At 72.3% G+C, this 22195-nt stretch carries 16 protein-coding genes; 15 read left to right on the top strand and 1 reads right to left on the bottom strand.

What is annotated here, in order from left to right; translation table 11 throughout:
• Positions 1-482 precede the first annotated feature (482 nt).
• The 15 genes from nrdR (at position 483) to OG618_RS25450 (ending at position 20323) form a co-directional block, all read left to right on the top strand.
• Entirely contained in the window at positions 483-980 is a 498-nt protein-coding gene (nrdR, locus tag OG618_RS25380; protein ID WP_329489838.1) for a transcriptional regulator NrdR, read from the top strand.
• A 300-nt stretch (positions 981-1280) separates the two neighbouring features.
• Entirely contained in the window at positions 1281-4172 is a 2892-nt protein-coding gene (locus tag OG618_RS25385) for a vitamin B12-dependent ribonucleotide reductase (RefSeq protein ID WP_329489839.1), read from the top strand.
• Between the two features lie 221 nt (positions 4173-4393).
• Positions 4394-4639, top strand: a complete 246-nt coding sequence (locus tag OG618_RS25390; protein WP_329489840.1) for an RNA polymerase subunit sigma-70 — start codon at positions 4394-4396, stop codon at positions 4637-4639.
• A gap of 3 nt (positions 4640-4642) precedes the next feature.
• Positions 4643-5209, top strand: a complete 567-nt coding sequence (locus tag OG618_RS25395; protein WP_329489841.1) for a Clp protease N-terminal domain-containing protein — start codon at positions 4643-4645, stop codon at positions 5207-5209.
• 229 nt (positions 5210-5438) lie between these two features.
• Positions 5439-7223 (top strand): sensor histidine kinase, encoded by a 1785-nt coding sequence (locus tag OG618_RS25400; protein WP_329489842.1) that lies wholly within the window; start codon positions 5439-5441, stop codon positions 7221-7223.
• Entirely contained in the window at positions 7223-7675 is a 453-nt protein-coding gene (locus tag OG618_RS25405) for a roadblock/LC7 domain-containing protein (RefSeq protein ID WP_329489843.1), read from the top strand. Before OG618_RS25400 ends, OG618_RS25405 begins: the two co-directional genes overlap by 1 nt.
• A complete protein-coding gene (locus OG618_RS25410) occupies positions 7672-8040 on the top strand; it encodes a DUF742 domain-containing protein (RefSeq protein WP_329489844.1) in 369 nt (122 codons plus the stop codon). Before OG618_RS25405 ends, OG618_RS25410 begins: the two co-directional genes overlap by 4 nt.
• Entirely contained in the window at positions 8021-8731 is a 711-nt protein-coding gene (locus OG618_RS25415; protein ID WP_329489845.1) for a GTP-binding protein, read from the top strand. Before OG618_RS25410 ends, OG618_RS25415 begins: the two co-directional genes overlap by 20 nt.
• The gene (locus OG618_RS25420; RefSeq protein WP_329489846.1) at positions 8728-9972 is read left to right on the top strand and encodes a cytochrome P450; all 1245 of its coding nucleotides are present in this window, start codon (positions 8728-8730) and stop codon (positions 9970-9972) included. Before OG618_RS25415 ends, OG618_RS25420 begins: the two co-directional genes overlap by 4 nt.
• Positions 9973-10156: 184 nt before the next feature.
• Positions 10157-11362, top strand: a complete 1206-nt coding sequence (locus tag OG618_RS25425; RefSeq protein ID WP_329489847.1) for a cytochrome P450 family protein — start codon at positions 10157-10159, stop codon at positions 11360-11362.
• 245 nt (positions 11363-11607) lie between these two features.
• The gene (locus tag OG618_RS25430; protein WP_329489848.1) at positions 11608-12990 is read left to right on the top strand and encodes an ABC transporter substrate-binding protein; all 1383 of its coding nucleotides are present in this window, start codon (positions 11608-11610) and stop codon (positions 12988-12990) included.
• 139 nt (positions 12991-13129) lie between these two features.
• Positions 13130-14137, top strand: coding sequence for a carbohydrate ABC transporter permease (locus OG618_RS25435; RefSeq protein WP_329489849.1), 1008 nt, complete (start codon positions 13130-13132; stop codon positions 14135-14137).
• Positions 14134-15168 carry a carbohydrate ABC transporter permease gene (locus OG618_RS25440; protein ID WP_329489850.1) on the top strand — a complete coding sequence of 345 codons (1035 nt, stop codon included), beginning with the start codon at positions 14134-14136 and terminating at the stop codon, positions 15166-15168. Before OG618_RS25435 ends, OG618_RS25440 begins: the two co-directional genes overlap by 4 nt.
• Positions 15169-15265: 97 nt before the next feature.
• Entirely contained in the window at positions 15266-18412 is a 3147-nt protein-coding gene (locus tag OG618_RS25445; protein ID WP_329489851.1) for an Ig-like domain-containing protein, read from the top strand.
• Between the two features lie 198 nt (positions 18413-18610).
• Positions 18611-20323 carry a DUF4153 domain-containing protein gene (locus OG618_RS25450; RefSeq protein WP_329489852.1) on the top strand — a complete coding sequence of 571 codons (1713 nt, stop codon included), beginning with the start codon at positions 18611-18613 and terminating at the stop codon, positions 20321-20323.
• Positions 20324-20549: 226 nt separating this feature from the next.
• Here the strand turns inward: OG618_RS25450 and OG618_RS25455 are convergent, their stop codons facing one another.
• The gene (locus tag OG618_RS25455) at positions 20550-22097 is read right to left on the bottom strand and encodes an MFS transporter (RefSeq protein ID WP_380390945.1); all 1548 of its coding nucleotides are present in this window, start codon (positions 22095-22097) and stop codon (positions 20550-20552) included.
• Between the last annotated feature and the right edge of the window lie 98 nt (positions 22098-22195).

Raw genomic sequence — 22195 nt, forward strand, 5'->3', positions numbered from 1 at the left:
GGAAATGGCCTGGCCGGAGAGGCGGTGCTCTTCGCTACGGTCCATGCTGTCCACACTCTGCTGATTCGTGGTGCGCTGCCCCACCTTGAGCTGGGAGTGTTCCTGCACCGGGATGGTGTTGCTTTCGATCGTGTTCACGGCGGCCCCTCTCGACGGCTGTCCTCTCCCCTTTTCCAGCCCAACGGCACCTCCTATCGAAAGGTTGCGCCAAACACACGTTCGAGTGAATTATTCGGGAGTTGGCTGACTCGATCAAGGCTTTGTTGTACATCGCTTAAATGTTCGACTCGAACGCGACTCCGGCAGTCTAATCGGCGCCGACACGCCAGGGGTGTCGCTTCCCCCCTGGGCCCACATGTAGTGGTTACAGTCCTCTCCGGGCCCAGTACTAGTGGTCACGTCGCATGATCCGCTTGGCGGTGCCGGGTCCTCATCGCATAGACTCGACCAGTCCGCACGTCCTGCCCGGGAGGGATCTTCAGGTGCACTGCCCCTTCTGCCGGCACTCCGACAGCCGCGTCGTCGACAGCCGGACCACCGAAGACGGCAGCTCGATCCGCCGTCGCCGGCAGTGCCCGGACTGCGGCCGCCGTTTCACCACGGTGGAGACGGCCGCACTGATGGTCATCAAGCGCAGCGGCGTCACCGAGCCGTTCTCCCGGGAGAAGGTCATCTCCGGAGTCCGCAAGGCCTGTCAGGGCCGCCCGGTCACCGAGGACGCCCTCGCCCAGCTCGGCCAGAAGGTCGAGGAGTGCGTGCGGGCCACCGGCAAGTCCGAGCTGACCACCCACGACGTGGGGCTGGCCATACTCGGACCGCTCAAGGAACTCGACGTGGTCGCCTTCCTGCGCTTCGCCAGCGTCTACCAGGCGTACGACGGACTGGAAGACTTCGAGGCCGCCATCGCGGAGCTCCGCGCCGAGCGGCCCGTCCCCGAGGCGGACGGCGCCTGCGTGCCCGTCGCCGCCGCCGCGCCCTAGGAGGCCGGCTCCGCACCACCGGCCCCTCGGGGCCTTTCGTCCCACACCAGCCACACCAGCCGCACCGGCCCTTCGGGGCCGACAGCACCACACCGGCCCCTCGGGGCTCACAGCATCACATCAGCCACATCAGCCATACCGGCCCCTCGGGGCCGAGGCGTGCCCGGAAACGGCGCACAGAACACCACAAACCGTGCGGGTACAGGCAGGTCGTCGCCTGTCCGCACACCGGAAGACGAACCAGCGGTGCCCGGACTTTTCGGGGCACTTTGGGCGTTTGCCCAGGAGGAGGAGCGAGAAGTGACAGACACCACGAGCGGTTCCGCACGCGGGTCGAAGTCCGACAAGACCGTGACCAAGGGCGCCGGCAAGGCCCCCAAGGGCGGCCTGCGGATCGAGCGCATCCACACCACCCCTGGCGTACACCCCTACGACGAGGTCCGCTGGGAGCGGCGTGACGTCGTCATGACCAACTGGCGCGACGGCTCGATCAACTTCGAGCAGCGCGGCGTGGAGTTCCCCGACTTCTGGTCGGTCAACGCCGTCAACATCGTCACGTCCAAGTACTTCCGCGGCGCCGTGGGCACCCCGCAGCGCGAGTGGAGCCTCAAGCAGATCATCGACCGCGTGGTGCTCACCTACCGCGCCGCCGGCGAGAAGAACGGTTACTTCACCACCCCCGGTGACGCCGAGACCTTCGAGCACGAGCTGACCTACGCCCTCCTCCACCAGGTGTTCAGCTTCAACTCGCCGGTCTGGTTCAACGTCGGCACCAAGCAGCCCCAGCAGGTCAGCGCCTGCTTCATCCTGGCCGTCGACGACTCCATGGAGTCGATCCTCGACTGGTACAAGGAAGAGGGCATGATCTTCAAGGGCGGCTCCGGCGCCGGCCTGAACCTCTCCCGGATCCGCTCCTCCAAGGAACTGCTCTCCTCCGGCGGCAACGCCTCCGGCCCGGTCTCCTTCATGCGCGGCGCCGACGCCTCCGCCGGCACCATCAAGTCCGGTGGCGCCACCCGCCGGGCGGCCAAGATGGTCGTGCTGGACGTCGACCACCCGGACGTCGAGGCCTTCATCGAGACCAAGGTGAAGGAGGAGGAGAAGATCCGCGCCCTGCGCGACGCGGGCTTCGACATGGACCTCGGCGGCGACGACATCGCCTCCGTGCAGTACCAGAACGCCAACAACTCGGTCCGGGTCAACGACGAATTCATGACCGCCGTCGAGAACGGCACCGAATTCGGCCTGCGCGCCCGGATGACCGGCGAGGTCATCGAGACCGTCGACGCGAAGAAGCTCTTCCGCAAGATGGCCGAGGCCGCCTGGGCCTGCGCCGACCCGGGCATCCAGTACGACACCACCATCAACCGCTGGCACACCTGCCCGGAGTCCGGCCGCATCAACGCGTCCAACCCCTGCTCCGAGTACATGCACCTGGACAACTCCAGCTGCAACCTGGCCTCGCTCAACCTGATGAAGTTCCTGCGCGACGACGACTCGTTCGACGCCGAGCGCTTCGCCAAGGTCGTCGAGCTGGTCATCACCGCGATGGACATCTCCATCTGCTTCGCCGACTTCCCGACCGAGAAGATCGGCGAGACCACCCGCGCCTACCGCCAGCTCGGCATCGGCTACGCCAACCTCGGCGCCCTGCTGATGGCCACCGGCCACGCCTACGACAGCGAGGGCGGCCGCGCCCTGGCCGGCGCCATCACCTCGCTGATGACCGGCACCGCCTACCGCCGCGGCGCCGAACTCGCCGGCGTGGTCGGCCCGTACGACGGCTACGCCCGCAACGCGGCCCCGCACCGGCAGGTCATGAAGCAGCACGCGGACGCCTCGGTCGCCGCCGTCGCGGTCGACGAGCTGGACGCCCCGGTCTGGGCCGCCGCCACCGAGACCTGGCAGGACGTGCTGCGCCTCGGCGAGCAGAACGGCTTCCGCAACGCCCAGGCCTCGGTGCTCGCCCCGACCGGCACCATCGGCCTGATGATGGACTGCGACACCACCGGCGTCGAGCCTGACCTGGCACTGGTCAAGTTCAAGAAGCTCGTCGGCGGCGGCTCGATGCAGATCGTCAACGGCACCGTGCCGCGCGCCCTGAAGCGCCTCGGCTACCAGGACGAGCAGATCGAGGCGATCGTCGCCCACATCGCCGAGCACGGCAACGTGGTGGACGCGCCCGGCCTGAAGACCGAGCACTACGAGGTCTTCGACTGCGCGATGGGCGAGCGTTCCATCTCCCCGATGGGGCACGTGCGGATGATGGCGGCGATCCAGCCGTGGATCTCCGGCGCCATCTCCAAGACCGTCAACATGCCCGCCGCGGCGACCGTCGAGGACGTCGAGGAGATCTACTTCGAGGCCTGGAAGATGGGCGTCAAGGCGCTCGCCATCTACCGCGAGAACTCGAAGGTCGGCCAGCCGCTGTCGGCCAAGAAGAAGTCCGGCGACGCGAAGGCCGAGACCGAGGCGGCCCCGGCCGCCGCGGTCGAGAAGATCGTCGAGTACCGCCCGGTCCGCAAGCGCCTGCCCAAGGGCCGCCCGGGCATCACCACCTCCTTCACGGTCGGTGGCGCCGAGGGCTACATGACGGCCAACTCCTACCCGGACGACGGCCTCGGCGAGGTCTTCCTGAAGATGTCCAAGCAGGGCTCGACCCTCGCGGGCATGATGGACGCCTTCTCGATCGCCGTCTCGGTCGGCCTGCAGTACGGCGTGCCGCTGGAGACGTACGTCTCGAAGTTCACCAACATGCGCTTCGAGCCGGCCGGTCTGACCGACGACCCGGACGTGCGGATGGCGCAGTCGATCGTCGACTACATCTTCCGCCGCCTGGCGCTGGACTTCCTGCCGTTCGAGACCCGTTCCGCGCTCGGCATCCACTCCGTCGAGGAGCGCCAGCGCCACCTGGAGACGGGCTCCTACGAGCCGCTGGAGGCCGAGGAGCTGGACACCGAGACCCTGGCGCAGTCCGCGCCGGTGGCCCCGGCGGCTCCGGCCGCCCCGGTGGCCAAGCCCGCACCGGCCGTCGAGGCCCCGCGCAGGGCCCACAACTCGACGGAGCTGATGGAGATCCAGCTCGGCCTCAACGCCGACGCGCCGCTCTGCTTCTCCTGCGGCACCAAGATGCGCCGCGCCGGCAGCTGCTACCTCTGCGAGGGCTGCGGCTCCACCAGCGGCTGCAGCTGATCCGGCCGCCGTGCCGGCCCGGTGCCGGATGACAGTCTGAGCGGCTGAGTTCCGCGAGGCGGGGCGAGGACCTTTCGAGGTCCTCGCCCCGCCTTTTGCGTTGCCCGGACTCCGGGGCGGCCCGGTCGGGCGCTCGTTGTTCGCGCGGTGGAGCGATGCGAATCCCGGGGTAGCTGTCAACCAGGGTTGACACGCGATGGGCGTCAACCTAAGTTGACGGTATGAGCGAGAACGGAGAGCTCGCGGCGGCCGCGAGCAGTCGGGATCCCGCGGTGGGGCTCCGGGCGGTGCGGGCGCTGCGCGACCTGGCCGATCGCCTGGAGGGCCTGCAGGTCGGGAACGCCCGCGAGCAGGGGTGGTCCTGGCAGGACATCGCGGTCTGTCTCGGGGTGACCAGGCAGGCGGTGCACAAGAAGTACGCCCGGCGGGGTGCCGGGGGTACCGCGAGCGAGAAGGACGGAGGCTGAGCGATGTTCGAACGCTTCACCGACGATGCGCGGCAGGTGGTCGGCCAGGCGGGCCGGGAGGCGGCGCAGCTCCGGCACGGGCAGATCGGCACCGAGCACCTGCTGCTGGCCGTCGTGGCGATGCCGCACGATCCGTCGGCGGCCGTGCTGGTCGAGGCGGGGCTGGACCACGCCGCCGTGCGGCGGGCGGTGCGCCGGCTGCTCGGCGGGGCCGACGACGCGGAGGCGCTGGCGGCGATCGGGGTCGATCTGGACGCCGTCCGGGAGGCCGTCGAGTCGGCGTTCGGCGAGGGGGCGCTGGACGCTCCGGCGGAGGGCCAGGAGTCGAGGCGGCGGGGCTGGTTCCGGGCCGACGCCAAGGGCGGACGGGTGCCGTTCACGCCCCGGGCGAAGAAGGTGCTGGAGCTGTCGCTGCGCGAGTCGCTCCGGCTGAAGTCCGGCCGCATCGGCGTCGGGCACCTGCTGCTCGGGGTGGTCCGGGAGGGGGAGGGGCTCGGCGCCAGGATCATCGCCGATCACGGGCTGGACTTCGCGGCACTGCGCCGGGCGGTGGATGCCACCTTGAGTTGATCGAGGTGCGACGGTGAGGTCGCCAATCGGTGCACGAGCCGTGAACGAATGATACTGGCCGTCAACTTGCCCATTGAGGGCAGGAGCTGAATGGATATGATCGGCCGAAAGCGTGAACCGATCAGCCGCCCGGAGACGTTTCACTACGTCGGCCGGGCGGTCGCGCGTTCGCCCGCCCCCGCTGTCGGCGTCCGCCCGTCGACGCCCGCCGCTGCCGAGGACCGCATCGATGAGAGAACGCACCAGCCCCGACGGCACGGCGCGCCGACGCCCGGCCCCGCGCACCGCGGCCCTCACCGCGGCGGCCGTACTGCTGGCGGGCGTCGCCGCCCCGGTGGCCGCGGGCCGGGCCCTGTCGGCGCACCAGCCGCTGACCGTGGCCGCGGTCTGCGCGGTCGCGGTGCTCTGGCTGATCGCGGTCGGACTGGCCGCGACCGCCACCGAGCGCGCCCGCCGACTGGCGGAGGAGCTCGCCGCGCAGCGGGAGGAGACCGGGGCGGCGCGCGAGCTGACCGCCGCGGCCGACGCCGCCGGGGCGAGCGCCCGCGAGCGGGCCGCCGCCGCCGACACGGCGCGGGAGGTGGCCCGGACCGCGCAGGCGGACGCCGAGGCCGAGGTGCTGGCCGCGCAGGCCGAGCTGGCCCGGGTGCGGACCGAACTGGAGGCCGAGCAGGCGGAGCGAGCCGCACTGGACCGGCTGGCCGGGTCCGTCCTGCCCGAGGTGGTGAAGAAGCTCCGGGACGGCGCGTCCGTGGACAGCGCGCTCGCGACGCACCGCACGCACCCTCAGTACGCGCTGCTGCGGGCCCTCGCCGAGGAGATCGGCCGGGGCGAGCGGCTGCGGGCCGCCGCCCTCGCGGTCTGCGCGACCGCCGCCGGGCGGGTCCAGGCACTCGCCACGAGCATGCACGCCGAGCTGCGCGAGATGCAGCACCGGCACGACGAGGAGGTCCTCGGCGACCTGCTGCGACTGGACCACTCCACGGCCCAGGCCGGCCGGATGGCCGACAGCATCGCCGTGCTCACCGGCGCCCGCTCGGGCCGGCGCTGGGCCAAGCCGATCGCGGTGGAGTCGGTGCTGCGCGGGGCGCTCGGCCGGATCGGCGCCTACCAGCGGGTCCGGCTGCACAACGCCAGCACGGCGGCCGTGGCCGGGTTCGCCGCCGAGGGCGTGATGCACGCGCTGGCCGAACTGCTGGACAACGCCACCAACTTCTCCGCGCCGCCGGCCGAGGTGCACGTCTACGTCGAGGAGGTGCCGGCCGGGCTGGCGGTCACCGTCGAGGACAGCGGCCTCGGGCTGAGCGAGAGCTGGCTGCGCCGGGCCGAGCGGGCCGTCTCCGCCGAGCCCCTGGACCTCACCACGCTCACCGCGGGGACGCGGCTCGGCCTCGCGGTGGTCGGCGCGCTGGCCCGCAAGTACGGGTTGCAGATCTCCTTCCGGCCGTCGGCGCGCGGTGGAACGGGGGTGGTGATGCTCATCCCGCAGCAGCTGGTGACGCACGCCGCGCCGGCGCCCGCTCCGGTGCCCGCCCCGGCCCGGGCGACGGCGCCCGCGCCGTCGCGCCTGGCGCTCACGCCCGCCGGCCCGCCGGCGCTGCTGCCGGCCAGGCCCGCCGCCGCGCCGTCGTCCGCTCCGGCGACCTCGTCCGCCCCGGTGACGTCGTCCGGCGCGGTCCCGGTGGAGGTCGCCGACAGCGGTCTGCCGCAGCGCCGCCGCGGGCAGACGCTCGCCGCCACCGGTACCACCACCGCGGCACCGGCTCCGGCCGCCAAGCCCGTCCGTGCCGACGCGGTGAGTGCCGCCGCCCGGTTCGGCGCCTTCCGGCGCGCCGCCCAGCAGGCCGGGAACGGCAGCGCACCGACCACGACCCCCGCACCGACCCCGAACCCCACGCCGGCCGCGACCCCCGCACCGGCCGCGACTCCCGCAAGGACCACGGACACCACGCCGACCGCACCGACCACGGACACCACGCCCGACGCCTCCCCCGTCACCGAGAAGGACTCCTGATGAGCAGCGTTATCGACCGTGACCTCGACTGGCTGTTGGAGAACCTGCTGACCGCCACCCCCGGCGCCCGGCACGCCCTGGTGCTCTCGGCCGACGGCCTCAGGCTCTGCCACACCGCCGGGCTCGGCGCCGATCAGGCCGACCAGCTGGCCGCGATCGCCTCCGGGATGCAGAGCCTGGCGCACGGCGCCTCGATCGAGTTCGGCGACGGCAGCGGCGGCGTGCGGCAGTCGATGACCGAGTTCCACGGCGGCATCCTCTGCATCGTGGCGGCCGGCGAGGGCGCCCACCTCGCCGTGGTCACCGACGACGAGGCGGACGTGGGCGTGGTCGGCCACAACATGCACGGTCTGATCGAGCAGATCGGCGTCCACCTCAGTGCTCCGGCCCGCGACGACGCGGGTACCGGGGCGGATACGGACGCGGTGGTCCAAGAGAGCGCCCGGGCATGAGCGGGCGGCCGGTCCTGCCGGGCCGTGACGACGACCCGGACCGCCTCTACACCATCACCCGCGGCCGCAGCCGTTCCCCGGAGAACGCCTTCGACCTGGTCACCCTGATCGTCGCCGAGCGGGAGCCGGACCCGGGCATGCAGTCGGAGCACGCCCGCATCCTGCGGATGTGCGAGGCCCCGACCGCCGTCGTGGAGGTCGCCGCCGAGCTGGCGCTGCCGGTCTCGGCGGTGAAGATCCTCCTCGGGGACCTGCTGGAGTCCGGGGCGGTCACCGCCCGGCACCCCCGGTTCGCTCCCAACAAGGCCCGGCTGCCCGATCTCGACACGCTGAAGCAGGTGTTGCATGGACTCCAACAGCTCTGAGGCCCCCGGGCCCCGGCGCACCCCGCTGCGCGGTACCGCCGACAACGCGCTGAAGATCGTCGTGGTCGGCGGGTTCGGCGTCGGCAAGACCACCCTGGTCGGTGCGGTCAGCGAGATCCGTCCGCTGAACACCGAGGAGACCATGACCAAGGCGGGCGAGGGCATCGACGACCCCTCGGGCTCCTGGGGCAAGCGCTCCACCACGGTCGCGTTCGACTTCGGCCGGATCACGCTCTCCGCGAGCCAGGTGCTGTACCTGTTCGGCGCGCCCGGGCAGGAGCGCTTCTGGTTCCTCTGGGACCGCCTGTTCAGCGGGGCGCTCGGCGCGGTCGTCCTGGTGGACACCCGGCGGCTGGAGGAGTCCTGGTACGCCATCGACCGGCTCGAACACCACGGCACGCCGTTCATCGTGGCCCGCAACAACTTCGGCGACCCGAGCCACAGCCTGGAGCAGGTGCGCGCGGCGCTCGACCTGCCCGCCGAGGTGCCGCTGGTGGACTGCGACGCGCGCGACCGGGAGTCGAGCAAGCAGGTCCTGATCGAGCTGGTCCGGCACCTGGCCGCCCGGGTGGAGGCCGGCAGCGGTCCGGCCGCCCGTCCGGAGGCCGCCCCGGTCGCCCCGGTCGCCGTGTCCGCTGTCGCTGTCGCCGGCGCCACCCACCCGTCCCCGTACGAGGAGAGCACCCCGTGACCGAGCCCGCCGCCACCCCGCCGCCGGGCTGCCCGGCGCATGCCGGCGCCACACCGCTGTACGGGCCGCGCTTCCAGACCGACCCGTCCCAGCTGTACCGCGAGCTGCGGGCCGCGCACGGTCCGGTGGCTCCGGTCGAGCTCGCCGGGGGTGTCCCCGCCTGGCTGGTCATCGGCTACCGGGAGCTGCAACTGGTGACCGGCCAGCCGCAGTTGTTCGGCCGTGACTCGACCCGCTGGAACGCCTGGGAGAGCATCCCCGAGGACTGGCCGCTGAAGCCGATGATGGCGCCGGTGCCGTCGATCCTGTACGCCGAGGGGGAGGAGCACGTCCGCCGCTCGCGGGCCGTCACGGACGCGCTGGCCGCCGTCGACCCGTACGAGCTGCGCAAGCACTGCGAGGAGATCGCCGACCGGCTGATCGACGGGTTCGCCGGGCGCGGTGAGGCCGAGCTGGTCGCCGAGTACGCGCACCGGATGCCACTGCTGGTGCTCTGCCGGCTGCTCGGACTGAGCGAGGAGCAGGCGCCCGTCCTGATCGACGGGCTGCTGGCGATGCTGGACGGCGGGGCGGACGCCCCGGCCGGCGCGCAGCGGCTGCTCGGCGTGATGCTCGACCTGGTCCGGGAGAAGGCCGAGCGGCCGTCCGACGACCTGGCCTCGCGGATGCTGCTGCACGAGGCGGGCCTGGACCACGACGAGGTGATGCGCGACCTGCGCGTCCTGCTGATCGCCGGCCACCAGCCGTGCTCGTACTGGATCTCCAACGCGCTGCGGCTGATGCTCACCGACGAGCGGTTCGCCGCCTCGCTCTCCGGCGGCCGGCGCAGCATCAACCAGGCCCTGAACGAGGCGCTCTGGGAGGACACCCCGACGCAGATCTTCGCCGGGCGCTGGGCGGTCCGGGACACCCAGCTCGGCGGCCAGCGGATCGCCGCGGGGGACATGCTGCTGCTCGGCTTCGCGGGGGCGAACGCGGACCCGGCGGTGCGGCAGGCCGACGGCAGCCCGGCGGAGGGCAACCGGGCGCACATGAGCTACTCCTACGGCGAGCACGGGTGCCCGTTCCCGGCGCAGGAGGCGGCCGAGGTGATCGCCACCACGGCGATCGAGGTGCTGCTGGACCGCCTGCCGGACCTCCGGCTGGCGGTGGCCGAGCACGCGCTGGTGTGGCGGCCGTCGGCGTGGGTGCGCGGGCTGGTGGCACTGCCGGTGTCGTTCACCCCGGGCTACGCGGTCTGACACCCGGGGCCGCGCGGCCCCGGGTCAGCCGCGCCCGCCGCACCCCGCACCCCGCACCTCGCACCCCGCACCTCGCACCCCGTGCCCCGGAACCCGGGCCCCCGCCGCAGCCCGGCAGCGAGGCGCCGGAGCCCGCCGGCAGGACCACCGGACAGGAATCAGGAAGCCAAGGAGAGTTGTGCCGATGACCGCCCCGATAGCCCTCGACCCGCTGGCGCGCGACAACGCCGCCGAGGGCGCGCTGCTGCGCGCCGCCGGCCCGGCGGTGGCGGTGGAGCTGCCCGGCGGCGTCGCCGCCTGGGCGGTGACGCGGCACGCGGCCGCGCGCGACCTGCTGACCGACCCCCGGCTGGTGAAGGACGCCGCGCACTGGGCTGCCTACCAGCGCGGCGACGTGCCGAAGACGTGGCCGCTGATCGGCCTGGCCGTGCCCGGCCCGAGCATGGTGACCACCGACGGCGCCCGGCACCGGCGGCTGCGGACGCTGGTGGCGCAGGCGTTCACGCCGCGCCGGGTGGAGCTGATGCGCCCCCGGGTGCGGGAGATCACCGACGGCCTGCTGGACGTCCTGGCCGCGGGGGAGCGGGTGGTGGACCTCAAGTCGGTCTTCGCCTTCCCGCTGCCGATGACGGTGATCTGTTCGCTGCTGGGCGTTCCGGAGTCCGACCACGCCCTGCTGCGGGGGCTCTACGAGGAGTTCTTCGGCATCCGGCCCAACCCCGACGGCATCCAGGCGACCATCGCCGGGCTGAACGCCTTCGTAAACGAGTTGGTGGCGAAGCGCCGTTCGGAGCCCGGTGACGATCTGGCCAGTGCGCTGTTGGCGGCGGACGCCGAGGGCGGGGCGCTGAGCGACGCGGAGGCGGCGGCCACCCTGCGGGTGATCATCGCGGCGGGCCACGAGACCACGGTGAACCTGATCGGCAACGCCGTCCGGGCGCTGCTCGCCCACCCGGACCAACTGGAGCTGGTCCGGGCCGGCACGGTGTCCTGGGACGCGGTGGTGGAGGAGTCGCTCCGGTGGACGCCGCCGACCAGCAACTTCCTGTTCCGGTTCGCCGCCGAGTCCATCGAGGTCGGCGAGGTCGTGATCCCGCGCGGCGAGCCGGTGCTGATCTCCTACAACGCGATCGGCCGGGATCCCGCCCAGCACGGGGTGACGGCCGAGCTGTTCGACATCACCAGGGACCCGAGCCGTCATCTCTCCTTCGGCCACGGTCCGCACGTCTGCCCGGGCTCGCCGCTGGCCCGGCTGGAGGCGGGGGTCGCGCTGCCGGCGCTGTTCGAGCGGTTCCCGGAGCTGTCCCTGGCGGTGCCCGACGAGGACCTGCGGCCGAGCCCCTCGCTGGTGGTCAACTCGCTGCGGGAGCTGCCGGTCCGGCTCTTCTGAGCGCGCCCGGCGCCGGCCGGTTCCCCGTCCGCCCGGACGGGGAACCGGCCGGCGGGCGGGGCGGATCTCCGGGTCACAACTGGGGCACGTGCCGATGAAGGTCGAACGCGGACCTTGGCGGAGGGGGGCTGCTGCGTTAACGTCGTCAAACCGGCGGCCCGCCGCGTCCATGTCGATCTCCGGTACAGCGCAATGTCGTTCTGTCGTACTGCCGGCGCTCGTGCGCCCTGGCGAGGAGGACCGCATTGACCCCCACCCCGACCACGCCGTCCGCGAGGTCCCGCCGTCTGGTCGCCGTGCCCGCCCTGCTGGCGGCGCTGGCCCTGACCGCGGCCTGCTCCAACAGTTCGAGCTCCGGCGGCGGTTCGGGCGGCGGGGGCGAGACCCTGGCCGGTGACTGCGCCAAGTACCAGCCGTACGCCGGGCATTCCGGCACCACGGTGACGGTCTTCGCGTCGATCCTCAGCCCGGAGTCGGACAACCTGGAGAAGTCCTGGGCCGAGTTCGCCAAGTGCACGGGCATCAAGATCAGTTACGAGGGCTCCAACGACTTCGAGTCCCAGCTGCCGGTCCGGGTGACCGGCGGCAACGCCCCGGACTTCGCGATCATCCCGCAGCCCGGCCTGCTGGCCCAGATGGTCAAGAGCGGCAAGGTGGCCAAGCCCCCCGCGCAGACGGTCACCAACCAGGACAAGTGGAGCCCGGTCTGGAAGACCTACGGCTCGGTCAACGGCACCTTCTACGCGGCGCCGATGAGCGCCAACATGAAGTCCCTGGTCTGGTACTCGCCCAAGGCCTTCAAGCAGGCCGGCTACGAGGTGCCGCAGTCCTGGGCCGACCTGATGGCGCTCAGCGACCGGATCGCCAAGGCCGGTGCCGCGAAGCCGTGGTGCGGCGGGATCGCCTCCGGGACGGCCACCGGCTGGCCGGCCACCGACTGGCTGGAGGAGGTGGTGCTGGGCTCGTACGGCGGCGAGGTGTACGACCAGTGGGTGAACCACCAGGTGAAGTTCTCCGACGAGAAGATCACCACCGCGATGCGGACCGTGGCGGACTGGATGCAGAACCCCGCCTGGGTCAACGGCGGGTACGGTGACGTGAAGTCGATCGCCACCACGACCTTCCAGGACGCGGGGGCCCCGATCCTCACCGGCAAGTGCCTCATGCTCCAGCAGGCGTCCTTCTACAAGGCGCAGTGGCCCAAGGACACCAAGGTCGGCCCGGACGGCGACGTCTTCGCCTTCCGCCTGCCGGCCGTGAACCCGCAGGTGGCCAGCCCGGTCGAGGGCGGTGGGGAGTTCGTGACGGCGTTCGCGAGCCGACCCGAGGTGCAGGCCGTGCAGAACTACCTGTCCAGCCCGGACTGGGCGAGCAGCCGGGTGAAGACCGCCACCGGCTGGGTCTCCGCCAACCAGGGCGTGGACAAGAGTCTGTACACCGATCCGATCGACCGGCTCTCCGCCGACGCGCTCACCGACCCGGCGGCGACCTTCCGGTTCGACGGCTCGGACCTGATGCCGGCCGCGGTCGGCGCCGGGCAGGAGTGGAAGTCGCTGACCGCCTGGTTCGCCGAGGGCCAGTCCATCCAGAAGACCGCCGCCGACATCGACGCGGCCTGGCCGCAGTAACGGGTCCGACCGTTACCGCGGCCCGGCCCCGGTAGCGGTCTCCGACCGCCAAGGACCACCTGTCGAGGGCGGTGCGGGGCCACCCACCCGCACCGCCCGCCCCTCCTTCCTGCCCGTGGCAGGGAAAGGACGCGCAGCCATGTCCCTCACCGCCACCGCGCTCGCCGACGGCGCCTGGGGCGACGCCGCCGTCAAGTTCGGCAACAGCTTCGGCGCCGTCGCCGGTTTCCTGGGCATCCTGCTGCTGGTCTTCCTGGTGGCCGGCCGGGCCTCCGGCCGGATCGCCCGCCCGCTGGCCGTCGGGGTCTTCCTCGGCCCGGCCGTTCTGCTGCTGCTCGTCGGCCTGGTCGCCCCGCTGGTCCGCACCGTCTACCTGAGCCTCTACAACGACGACAGCAGCCGCTTCGTGGGCGGCGAGAACTTCGGCTGGGCGTTCACCACCGACTCGGTCCAGAAGATCCTGGTCACCACCCTGCTGTGGCTGGTGGTGGCGCCGCTCGCGGCCACCGGTCTGGGGCTGGTGCTGGCGCTGCTGGTGGACCGGATGCGCGGCCAGGCGGTCTACAAGTCGCTGATCTTCATGCCGATGGCCATCTCGCTGGTCGGCGCCTCGATCATCTTCAAGTTCGTCTACGAGTCCCGCGACGCCGCCCAGTCGCAGATCGGCCTGCTCAGCCAGCTCGCCATCACGCTGGGCTGGGAGCACCCGCCGAACTGGACGCTCTCCCAGCCGCTCAACACCTTCCTGCTGATGGCGGTGATGGTCTGGGTGCAGACCGGCTTCGCGATGGTCGTCCTCTCGGCGGCGATCAAGGCGATCCCGGACGAGGTCACCGAGGCGGCCCGGCTGGACGGGGCGGGCGGGGCGCGGCTGTTCTGGTACGTCACGGTGCCGATGATCCGCACCACGGTGGTGGTCGTGCTCACCACGGTCATGATCACCACGCTCAAGGCCTTCGACATCGTCCGCACCATGACCGGCGGCAACTTCGGTACCCAGGTGCTGGCCAACGAGATGTACTCGCAGTCCTTCGTGCAGTTCAACACCGGGCGGGGCAGCGCGCTCGCGGTGATCCTCTTCCTCGCGGTGCTGCCCCTGGTGGCCTACAACATCCTCCAGCTGCGGAAGGAGCGCGGAGTCCGATGAGCGAGCACCGTCCGACCACGGGCCGGCGTCCGACCGGCGAGCGTCCGGCCACGGGCGGTCGGCGTCCGACCGGTGACCGGCGACCGTCGCGCGCGGGCCGGCGGGGCGTGCGCCGGCTGCCGGACGGGCGCCGGGGCCCGGTCCGGCAGGCGTTCACCAGCCCGCTCTCCTCGGTCTTCGTGATCGCGGTGACGGTGCTGTGGACCGTCCCGACCCTCGGGCTGCTCGCCACCTCGCTGCGGCCCAAGCAGGACGTCACCGCCGACGGCTGGTGGAACGTCTTCCTCCACCCGGACCTCGGCCTCTCCAACTACCACACCGTGCTGTTCGAGGGCGGCTCCGGCGTCTCCACCGGCCTGATGCCCTTCCTGGTCAACTCGCTGGCGATCAGCGTGCCGGCGACGCTCTTCCCGCTGGTGCTGGCCGCGATGGCCGCGTACGGCCTGGCCTGGGTGCGGTTCCGGGGCAGCGACACGGTGTTCTTCGTGGTGTTCGCGCTCCAGGTGGTGCCGATCCAGATGGCGCTGATCCCGCTGCTGCGGCTCTTCTCCGGCGGCGCGCACCTGGGTTCGCTGACCGTCGTCCCGGCGGTGGACTTCAAGGGCACCTACGCGCCGGTCTGGCTCGCGCACACCATGTTCGCGCTGCCGCTGGCGATCTTCCTGCTGCACAACTTCATCGCCCAGCTGCCGCGGGACCTGATGGAGGCGGCGGTGGTGGACGGCGCCTCGCACTTCAAGATCTTCCGGTCGATCGTGCTGCCGCTCTGCACGCCGGCGCTGGCCTCGTTCGCCATCTTCCAGTTCCTCTGGGTCTGGAACGACCTGCTGGTCGCGCTGACCTTCGCCGGGGGAACGCCCGAAGTGGCGCCGATGACCGTCCGGTTGGCCCAGCTCTCCGGCTCCTTCGGCGGCCGCTGGGAGCTGCTCACGGCCGGCGCGTTCCTGTCGATCGTCATCCCCCTGGCGGTCTTCTTCGGCCTCCAGCGGTACTTCGTCCGCGGCCTGCTGGCCGGTTCGGTCAAGGGATAGTCCCGATCGGCACGGGATGTGGCGGTTCCGTGGACACGGCCGACGCCGAACCGGTACACCGATAGGGGCAGTTGGCCGAGGTGCGTGGGGGGCGGTCATGGCAGGTACAGGCATTCGCGCGGGCGTCGGAAGGCGTGGCAGGCTCGGGGGTCTGCTGGCCGCCCTCACCACCGCCGTGGCGGTGGTCGCCGGCCCGGCGGCCGCTCCGGCGGCGGCCGCCACGGTGACCCTGGGCAGTACGGCGGTCGGTCCGTCCACCGATTCCGGAGACTCGAACCACCTCAACGCGTCCCGGTACGTCACCGGCGCGGCCGGCGGCACGGTCAGCAGCGTCAGCGTCTACGTGGGCGCGGTGGACGCGGCGCCGAACAACCGGTTCCAGGCGGCGCTCTACCGCGACAACGGGGGCAGCCCGGGCGCACTGCTGGCCGGCAGCGCCACGGCGACGCTCACCGCCGACAGCTGGAACACCGTGCCGCTGACGGCGGACCTCGCCGCGAACACCGCGTACTGGCTGGCCTACAACAGCAACGGCGGCAGCGCCGCCGTCAACAATCTGCGCTACAGCCCCGGCGGTACCAGCGTGTACGGCAACGGCGGCCGGGCGTTCGGCAGTTGGCCCGCCGACTTCGGCGCGGTGACGTCCAGCGGTCTCAGCTTCTCGATCTACGCGACCTACACCGCGGAGCAGACCCCGCCGCCCCCGCCGCCGGGCGCCGGCCCGGGCGCCGAGGGTCCGATCCTGCTGGTGACCAGCCAGGCCAACCCGTACACCCGCTACCTGGCCGAGATCCTCAAGGCGGAGGGCCTCAACGACTACCGCACGGTGGACATCTCGGCGGTGACCGGCTCGGTGCTGGCCTCCGCCGACGTGGTGCTGCTGGGCGAGATGCCGCTCACCGCGGCGCAGGCCGCGCTGTTCACCACCTGGACCGACGGCGGCGGCCGGCTGGTGGCGATGCGCCCCGACAAGCAGCTCGCGCCGCTGTTCGGCCTCACCCCCACCGCCGGCACCCGCGCGGACGCCTACCTCAAGGTGGACACCTCCGCGGCCCCCGGCGCCGGGATCACCGGCGACACCATGGGCTACCACGGCGCCGCCGACCTCTACGCGCTCAACGGCGCCACCACCGTCGCCGCCCTGTACGCCGACGCCGCCACCGCGACCGCCAACCCGGCGGTCACGCTGCGGACGGCCGGCAGCGGGCGGGCCGCCGCCTTCAGCTACGACCTGGCCAGGTCGGTGGTGCAGACCCGGCAGGGCAACGCGGCCTGGGCCGGCCAGCAGCGGGACGGCACGGACGGCTACGAGGCCTCCGAGATGTTCTTCGGTACCGGAGGCCGGCCGGACTGGAACGACCTGGACAAGGCGCTGATCCCGATCGCCGACGAGCAGCAGCGGCTGCTGGCCAACCTGATCACCCTGCTCGACTCCGCCCGCAAGCCGCTGCCGCGCTTCTGGTACTTCCCGCGCGACGTCAAGGCCGTGGTGGTGATGACCGGGGACGACCACGGCGTCGGCGGCACGGCGGGCCGCTGGGACGGCTACACGGCGCAGAGCCCGCCCGGCTGCAGCGTCGCCAACTGGGAGTGCGTGCGCGGCTCCTCGTACATCTACACCGACGATCCGCTGACCCCGGCGCAGGCGCAGGCCTACACCGACCAGGGCTTCGAGGTGGGCGTCCACGTCACCACCAACTGCCGGCCCTGGGGCAGCGCCTCCGCCCTGCAGGGCTACTACGCCGACCAGTTGTCCAGCTGGCGGGCCAAGTACCCCTCGCTGCCGAACCCTTCGAGCAGCCGTACGCACTGCGTGGAGTGGGACGACTGGGCGACCCAGGCGAAGACCAAGCTGGCCAACGGCATCCGGCTGGACACCGACTACTACTTCTACCCCTCCAACTTCACCAAGGACCGCCCCGGTTACTTCAACGGCACCGGTCAGATCATGCGCTTCGCCGACGCCGACGGCAGCGTGATCGACGAGTACCAGGCCACCACCCAGCTGACCGACGAGTCCGGCCAGTCCTACCCCGGCACCATCACCACGCTGCTCGACGCCGCCTACGGCGGCACGGGCTACTACGCGGCGCTGACCGCCAACATCCACACCGACTTCGCGGCCTCCGCCGCCTCGGACGCGATCATCACCGCCGCGAAGGCGCGCGGCGTCCCGGTGGTCTCCGGGCGGCAGATGCTCACCTGGCTGGACGGGCGCAACGGCTCGGCGTTCACCAAGCTGGCCTGGAGCGGCGGCAGCCTGACCTTCGACATCACCGGCGGGGCCAACGGGCTGCGGGCGATGCTGCCCGTCTCCGCCGCCTCCGGCACGCTGACCGGCATCTCCTCGGGCGGCCGGAGCGTCCCGTACCGGATCGAGACGGTCAAGGGCGTGGCGTACGCGTTCTTCGACGGGGCGGTCGGCTCCTACGCGGCTTCGTACGGCCGCGACACCACCCCGCCCGCCGTCACCGGGACCACCCCGGCCGGCGGTGCCACCGGGGTGGCGGCGGGGACGGCGGTGCGCTTCTCGTTCGGCGAGCCGCTGGACCAGGCGAGCGTGACGGCCTCCACGGTGACCCTGCGGACCGCCGCCGGCGCCGCCGTGGCCGGCTCGGTGGCGTACGACGGCGCGGCCAACGGCGTGGTCTTCACACCGAGCGCACCCCTGGCGCTGACCACCGGTTACACCGCGAGCGTCCAAGGGGTGCGGGACACCTCCGGCAACGCGCTGGCGGGCCCGTACGCGATCTCCTTCACCACCGGGGGAGCGCCGCCCAGGACGCTCGGCAACGCGGTGGTGGGCTCGCTGATCGACGACACCGACTCCCACCACCTCAACGGCAGCCGGGTCACCACCGGGGCGTCCCCGGTGCCGCTCACCGCGCTGAGCGTGCACACCGGCCCGGTCAGCGCGGCGCCGAACAACCAGTACCAGCTGGCGGTCTACACCGACGCGGGCGGCTCGCCGGGCACCCTGGTCGCGGCGACCGGCAGCGGCACGCTGACCGCCAACGCCTGGAACACGCTCCCGGTCGGGCTCACGCTGAGCGCCGACACCGCGTACTGGCTGGTCTACAACAGCAACGGGACGGGTGCTTCGGTCAACAACATGAACTACTCCACCGGCCCGACCGGCTCGGGCGCCTACAGCAACGCGGTGGTGCCCTTCGGCACCTGGCCGGCTGAGTTCGGACCGGCGGTGAAGGACACGCTGCGGTACTCGCTCTACGGCTCCTACTGACGGCCCGACCCGCCCGCACCCGCGGCACGGCGCCCCCGGGGCGCCTCTGTCACAGCCTTGTGACGGAGGCGCCCCAGGGTTTTTTGAACCTGTTCAGAATGGTCTACAGTCGGCGTCAGTCGCGGCGCCCAGGCGCCTGCCGGCGGACTGCCCCGTGGGCTGCTTCCGCATGCCCGCAGACCCTTCGAGGGGGAACTCATGCCCGGTCACTCCACACCCGCCCCGGCCGGCGGACCGTCCGGATCCGACCCGTACCGCGCTCCCGGCGGCCCGGGGCGGCAGTCGGGCCCCCAGCATGCCGAGTCCGCTCCCGGCCCGGCCGCTCCCGGCGCGTCCTGGCCGGGAGCGGCCGACGGCACGAACCCCTACCGCGCGCCGGGCCGCCCCGTCCCGTCGCCCTTCTCGTGGCTGCGCCCCAGCGACCCCGGCCCCAAGGCCCCGGCCACGCCCCGGGTGCTCGCGGCCGCCCTGGTGACCGGCCTGCTGGTCTCCCTGCTGGTGAACCGCGGACTCGGCGTCAACCTGCTGATCTGCGGCGTGGCCGCCGCCGTCGGGGCCGGCCTGGCGGCCCGCTCGGCCGGTCGCCGGGTGCGCGGCTGGACGCTCCTCTGGAGCGCGCTGGCGCTCGCCCTGCTCGCCGTCCCGGCACTCTCCGACGCCGGCTGGCCGACGATGCTGTCGACGCTCTGCGCCCTGGGCCTGGCCTCGCTCGCGCTGCACGGCGGACGCCGCTGGGCGGGCGTGCTGCTCGCGCTTCCCGGCATCCTCTGGCAGCTGGTGCCCGGTCTGGGCTGGGCCGCCGCCGCCCTGCGCCGCATCAGCCCGGCCGGCCGGGGCAGGGTCGCCCCGGTCCTGAAGGCGGTCCTGGTGGCCGGGGTGCTGCTGGCCGTCTTCGGCTCGCTGTTCGCCAGCGCCGACGCCGCCATGGCCGACGTCCTGGAGGCGCTCATCCCGGACCTGGACCTGGGTGAGTTCCCGCTGCGCGCGGTGCTGTTCGTCCTCGGCACGGTCATCGCGCTGGGCTTCGCCCACATCGCGGCGGGCCCGCGCCGCTGGGACCGCACGGTGGTCCGGCCGGGCCGCGAGCGCGGCCGGCTGGAGTGGGCGCTGCCGCTGGTCGCGCTCAACCTGATGTTCGGCGCCTTCACGCTGATCCAGGCCGTGGTGGTGCTCGGCGGCCGGGACTCGATCGTGCGGAACACCGGGATGAGCCGTTCCGAGTACGCCCGGCAGGGCTTCTGGCAGCTGACCGCCGTCACCGTGCTGACCCTGGTCGTGGTGGGCGTCGCCAAGCGCTGGGCGCCGCGCAGCACCGCGGCGGACCGCCGGCTGGTCCGCATCCTGCTCGGCGCGCTCTGCCTGCTCACCCTCGTCGTGGTCGCCTCGGCCCTCGGCCGGATGTGGTTCTACGTCGACGCCTCCGGGCTGACCAGGCTCCGGCTCTGGGTGCTGGTGGTCGAGGTCTGGCTGGGCGTCGTCTTCCTGCTGCTGATCACGGCCGGGCTGGTCCGCTCGGCGGCCTGGCTGCCGCGCGCCGTGGTGCTCAGCGGCATGCTGACGGCCGCGGTGTACGGACTGATGGGGCCGGACGCGATCATCGCCGAGCAGAACGTGGCCCGCTTCGAGCGGACCCAGCAGATCGACCTGCGCAACGTCCGGGACCTCTCGCTCGACGCCGTCCCGGCCCTGGACCGGCTGCCGAAGGACTACCGGACCTGCGCGCTGGAGCTGATGCGGACCCAGGCAGAGGAGCCCGTGCCCTGGTACGCGACCAACCTCGCGGCCACCCGCGCGCGGGACATCCTCGCCGAGCGTCCGCCGCTGGACGAGGTGTCGGCGGCGGGCGACGCCTGCGCCCGGGCGGGCCTGTGGGACGGGTACCGGGAGGGCGGGGGCGCCGAGCGGCGGTGAGCCGGCCCGGCGGGCCGTGCCGCCGTGCGGCGCGGGGGCCGGAGGTGGCCCGACGCGCGAGGGCCGGCCGGGAGCGGTGAGCTCCCGGCCGGCCCTCGTGGTGTTCCGCGGTCGGTGCGGAGTCCGGACGGTCCGCCGTCGGCGGCCGCTCCGACCGGTGTCGCGTCGGCGCCGCGTCACTGCGGTGTCGGGCTCGGTGTCGCGTCGCTGCGGTGTCGGTGTCGCGTCAGTGCATCGCGATGCCGGAGGTGTTCGACGCCAGGTCCTCCGCCTTGGCCCTGATCACGGTGACCGCGACCACCAGGGCGAGCCCGGCGAGCACCGCGCCCACGATGAAGCCGTGCGAAATGCCATGAGCGAGTACCTGGTTGGCCGCGTCGGTGCCCTTGGGGAACTCCTTCTTCTCCAGGAACGCCGCCTTCTGCTCCGGCGTGGCCGAGGCCATGAAGCCGGGCAGCTGCACCTTGGCCTCCGCGGTGGCGTAGTGCGCGAACACCGTGGTGAGGATCGACAGGCCCAGCGACCCGCCGATCTGCTGCATCGAGTTGAGCAGGCCGGACGCGGCGCCGGTGTCCTCGCCGGCCACCCCGGCGACCGCGAGCAGCATCACCGGGACGAAGGTCAGACCCATGCCGAAGCCGAACACCACCGTGGGGCCGAGCACCCCGTCGATGTAGCCGCTGTCCGCGTTCATCTGGGTCAGCCAGGTGAGCCCGATGGTGACGAACAGCGCACCCCCGGCCATGAACGGCTTCGGGCCGTACTTGGCCTGGAGGGTGGAGGCGACCTGCGCGGCGATGATGATCGACACGCTGATCGGGAGGAAGGCGAAGCCGGCCTTCAGCGGGCTGTAGCCGAGGGGTCCCTGCACGAAGAGCGTGACGTAGAAGAAGATGCCGAACATGGCCGCGGCCAGGCAGAGCATCATCACCAGGCCACCGGTGCGGTTGCGGTTGGCGAACAGGTGCAGCGGGGTGATCGGCTGCGCGGTGCGGTTCTCGATCACCAGGAACGCGGCCACCAGCAGCACGCCGGCCGCGAAGGAGCCGAGCGTCACCGGGTCCGTCCAGCCGTCCGAGGCGGCCCGGATGAATCCGTAGACCAGGCTGACCAGCCCCAGCGTGGAGGTGAGCGCACCGGGCAGGTCGAAGCGGCCGGCGCGGCGCTCCGACTCCGCGATGTAGCGCGGCGCGGCGACGGCGATCAGGATCGCGATCGGCACGTTGACGAAGAACACCCAGCGCCAGTCGAGGTACTCGGTCAGCACGCCGCCGGCCAGCAGGCCGATGGCCGCGCCCGAACCGGCCACCGCCGAGAAGACCCCGAAGGCCTTGTTGCGTTCGGGCCCTTCGTCGAAGTTGGTGGCGATCAGGGCGAACGCGGTCGGCGAACATATCGCGCCGCCGATGCCCTGGAGCGCGCGGGCGGCGAGCAGCATGCCGCCGTCCTGCGCGAAGCCGCCGAGCAGCGAGGCCAGCCCGAACAGCAGCGTGCCGGCGATGAACACCCGGCGACGGCCGAGGATGTCGCCCGCGCGGCCGCCGAGCAGCAGCAAGCCACCGAAGGTCAGCGTGTAGGCGTTGATCACCCACGACAGGTTGGTGGTGGAGAAGTTCAGCGCGTCCCTGATCTGCGGCAGCGCGATGTTCACGATGGTGGCGTCGAGGACGACCATCAGCTGCGTCGCGGCGATGACGGTCAGGGTGATGCCCTTGCGCCTGCCCTGGCTGCCTTGCGGCGGAGAGTTCTTGCTGAGCGTGTCGGAGATAGCCAAGTTAGTGCCCCCTGCTGGCTACTGCTTCGTATGCTGTGGACTCGAGGTCCAGTGCGTTCCCGCGGCGTCCCGCGGGCTATGAAGGAACGGGATCGTTC

It is taken from the genome of Kitasatospora sp. NBC_01246, assembly GCF_036226505.1.
Classification (GTDB): Bacteria; Actinomycetota; Actinomycetes; order Streptomycetales; family Streptomycetaceae; genus Kitasatospora.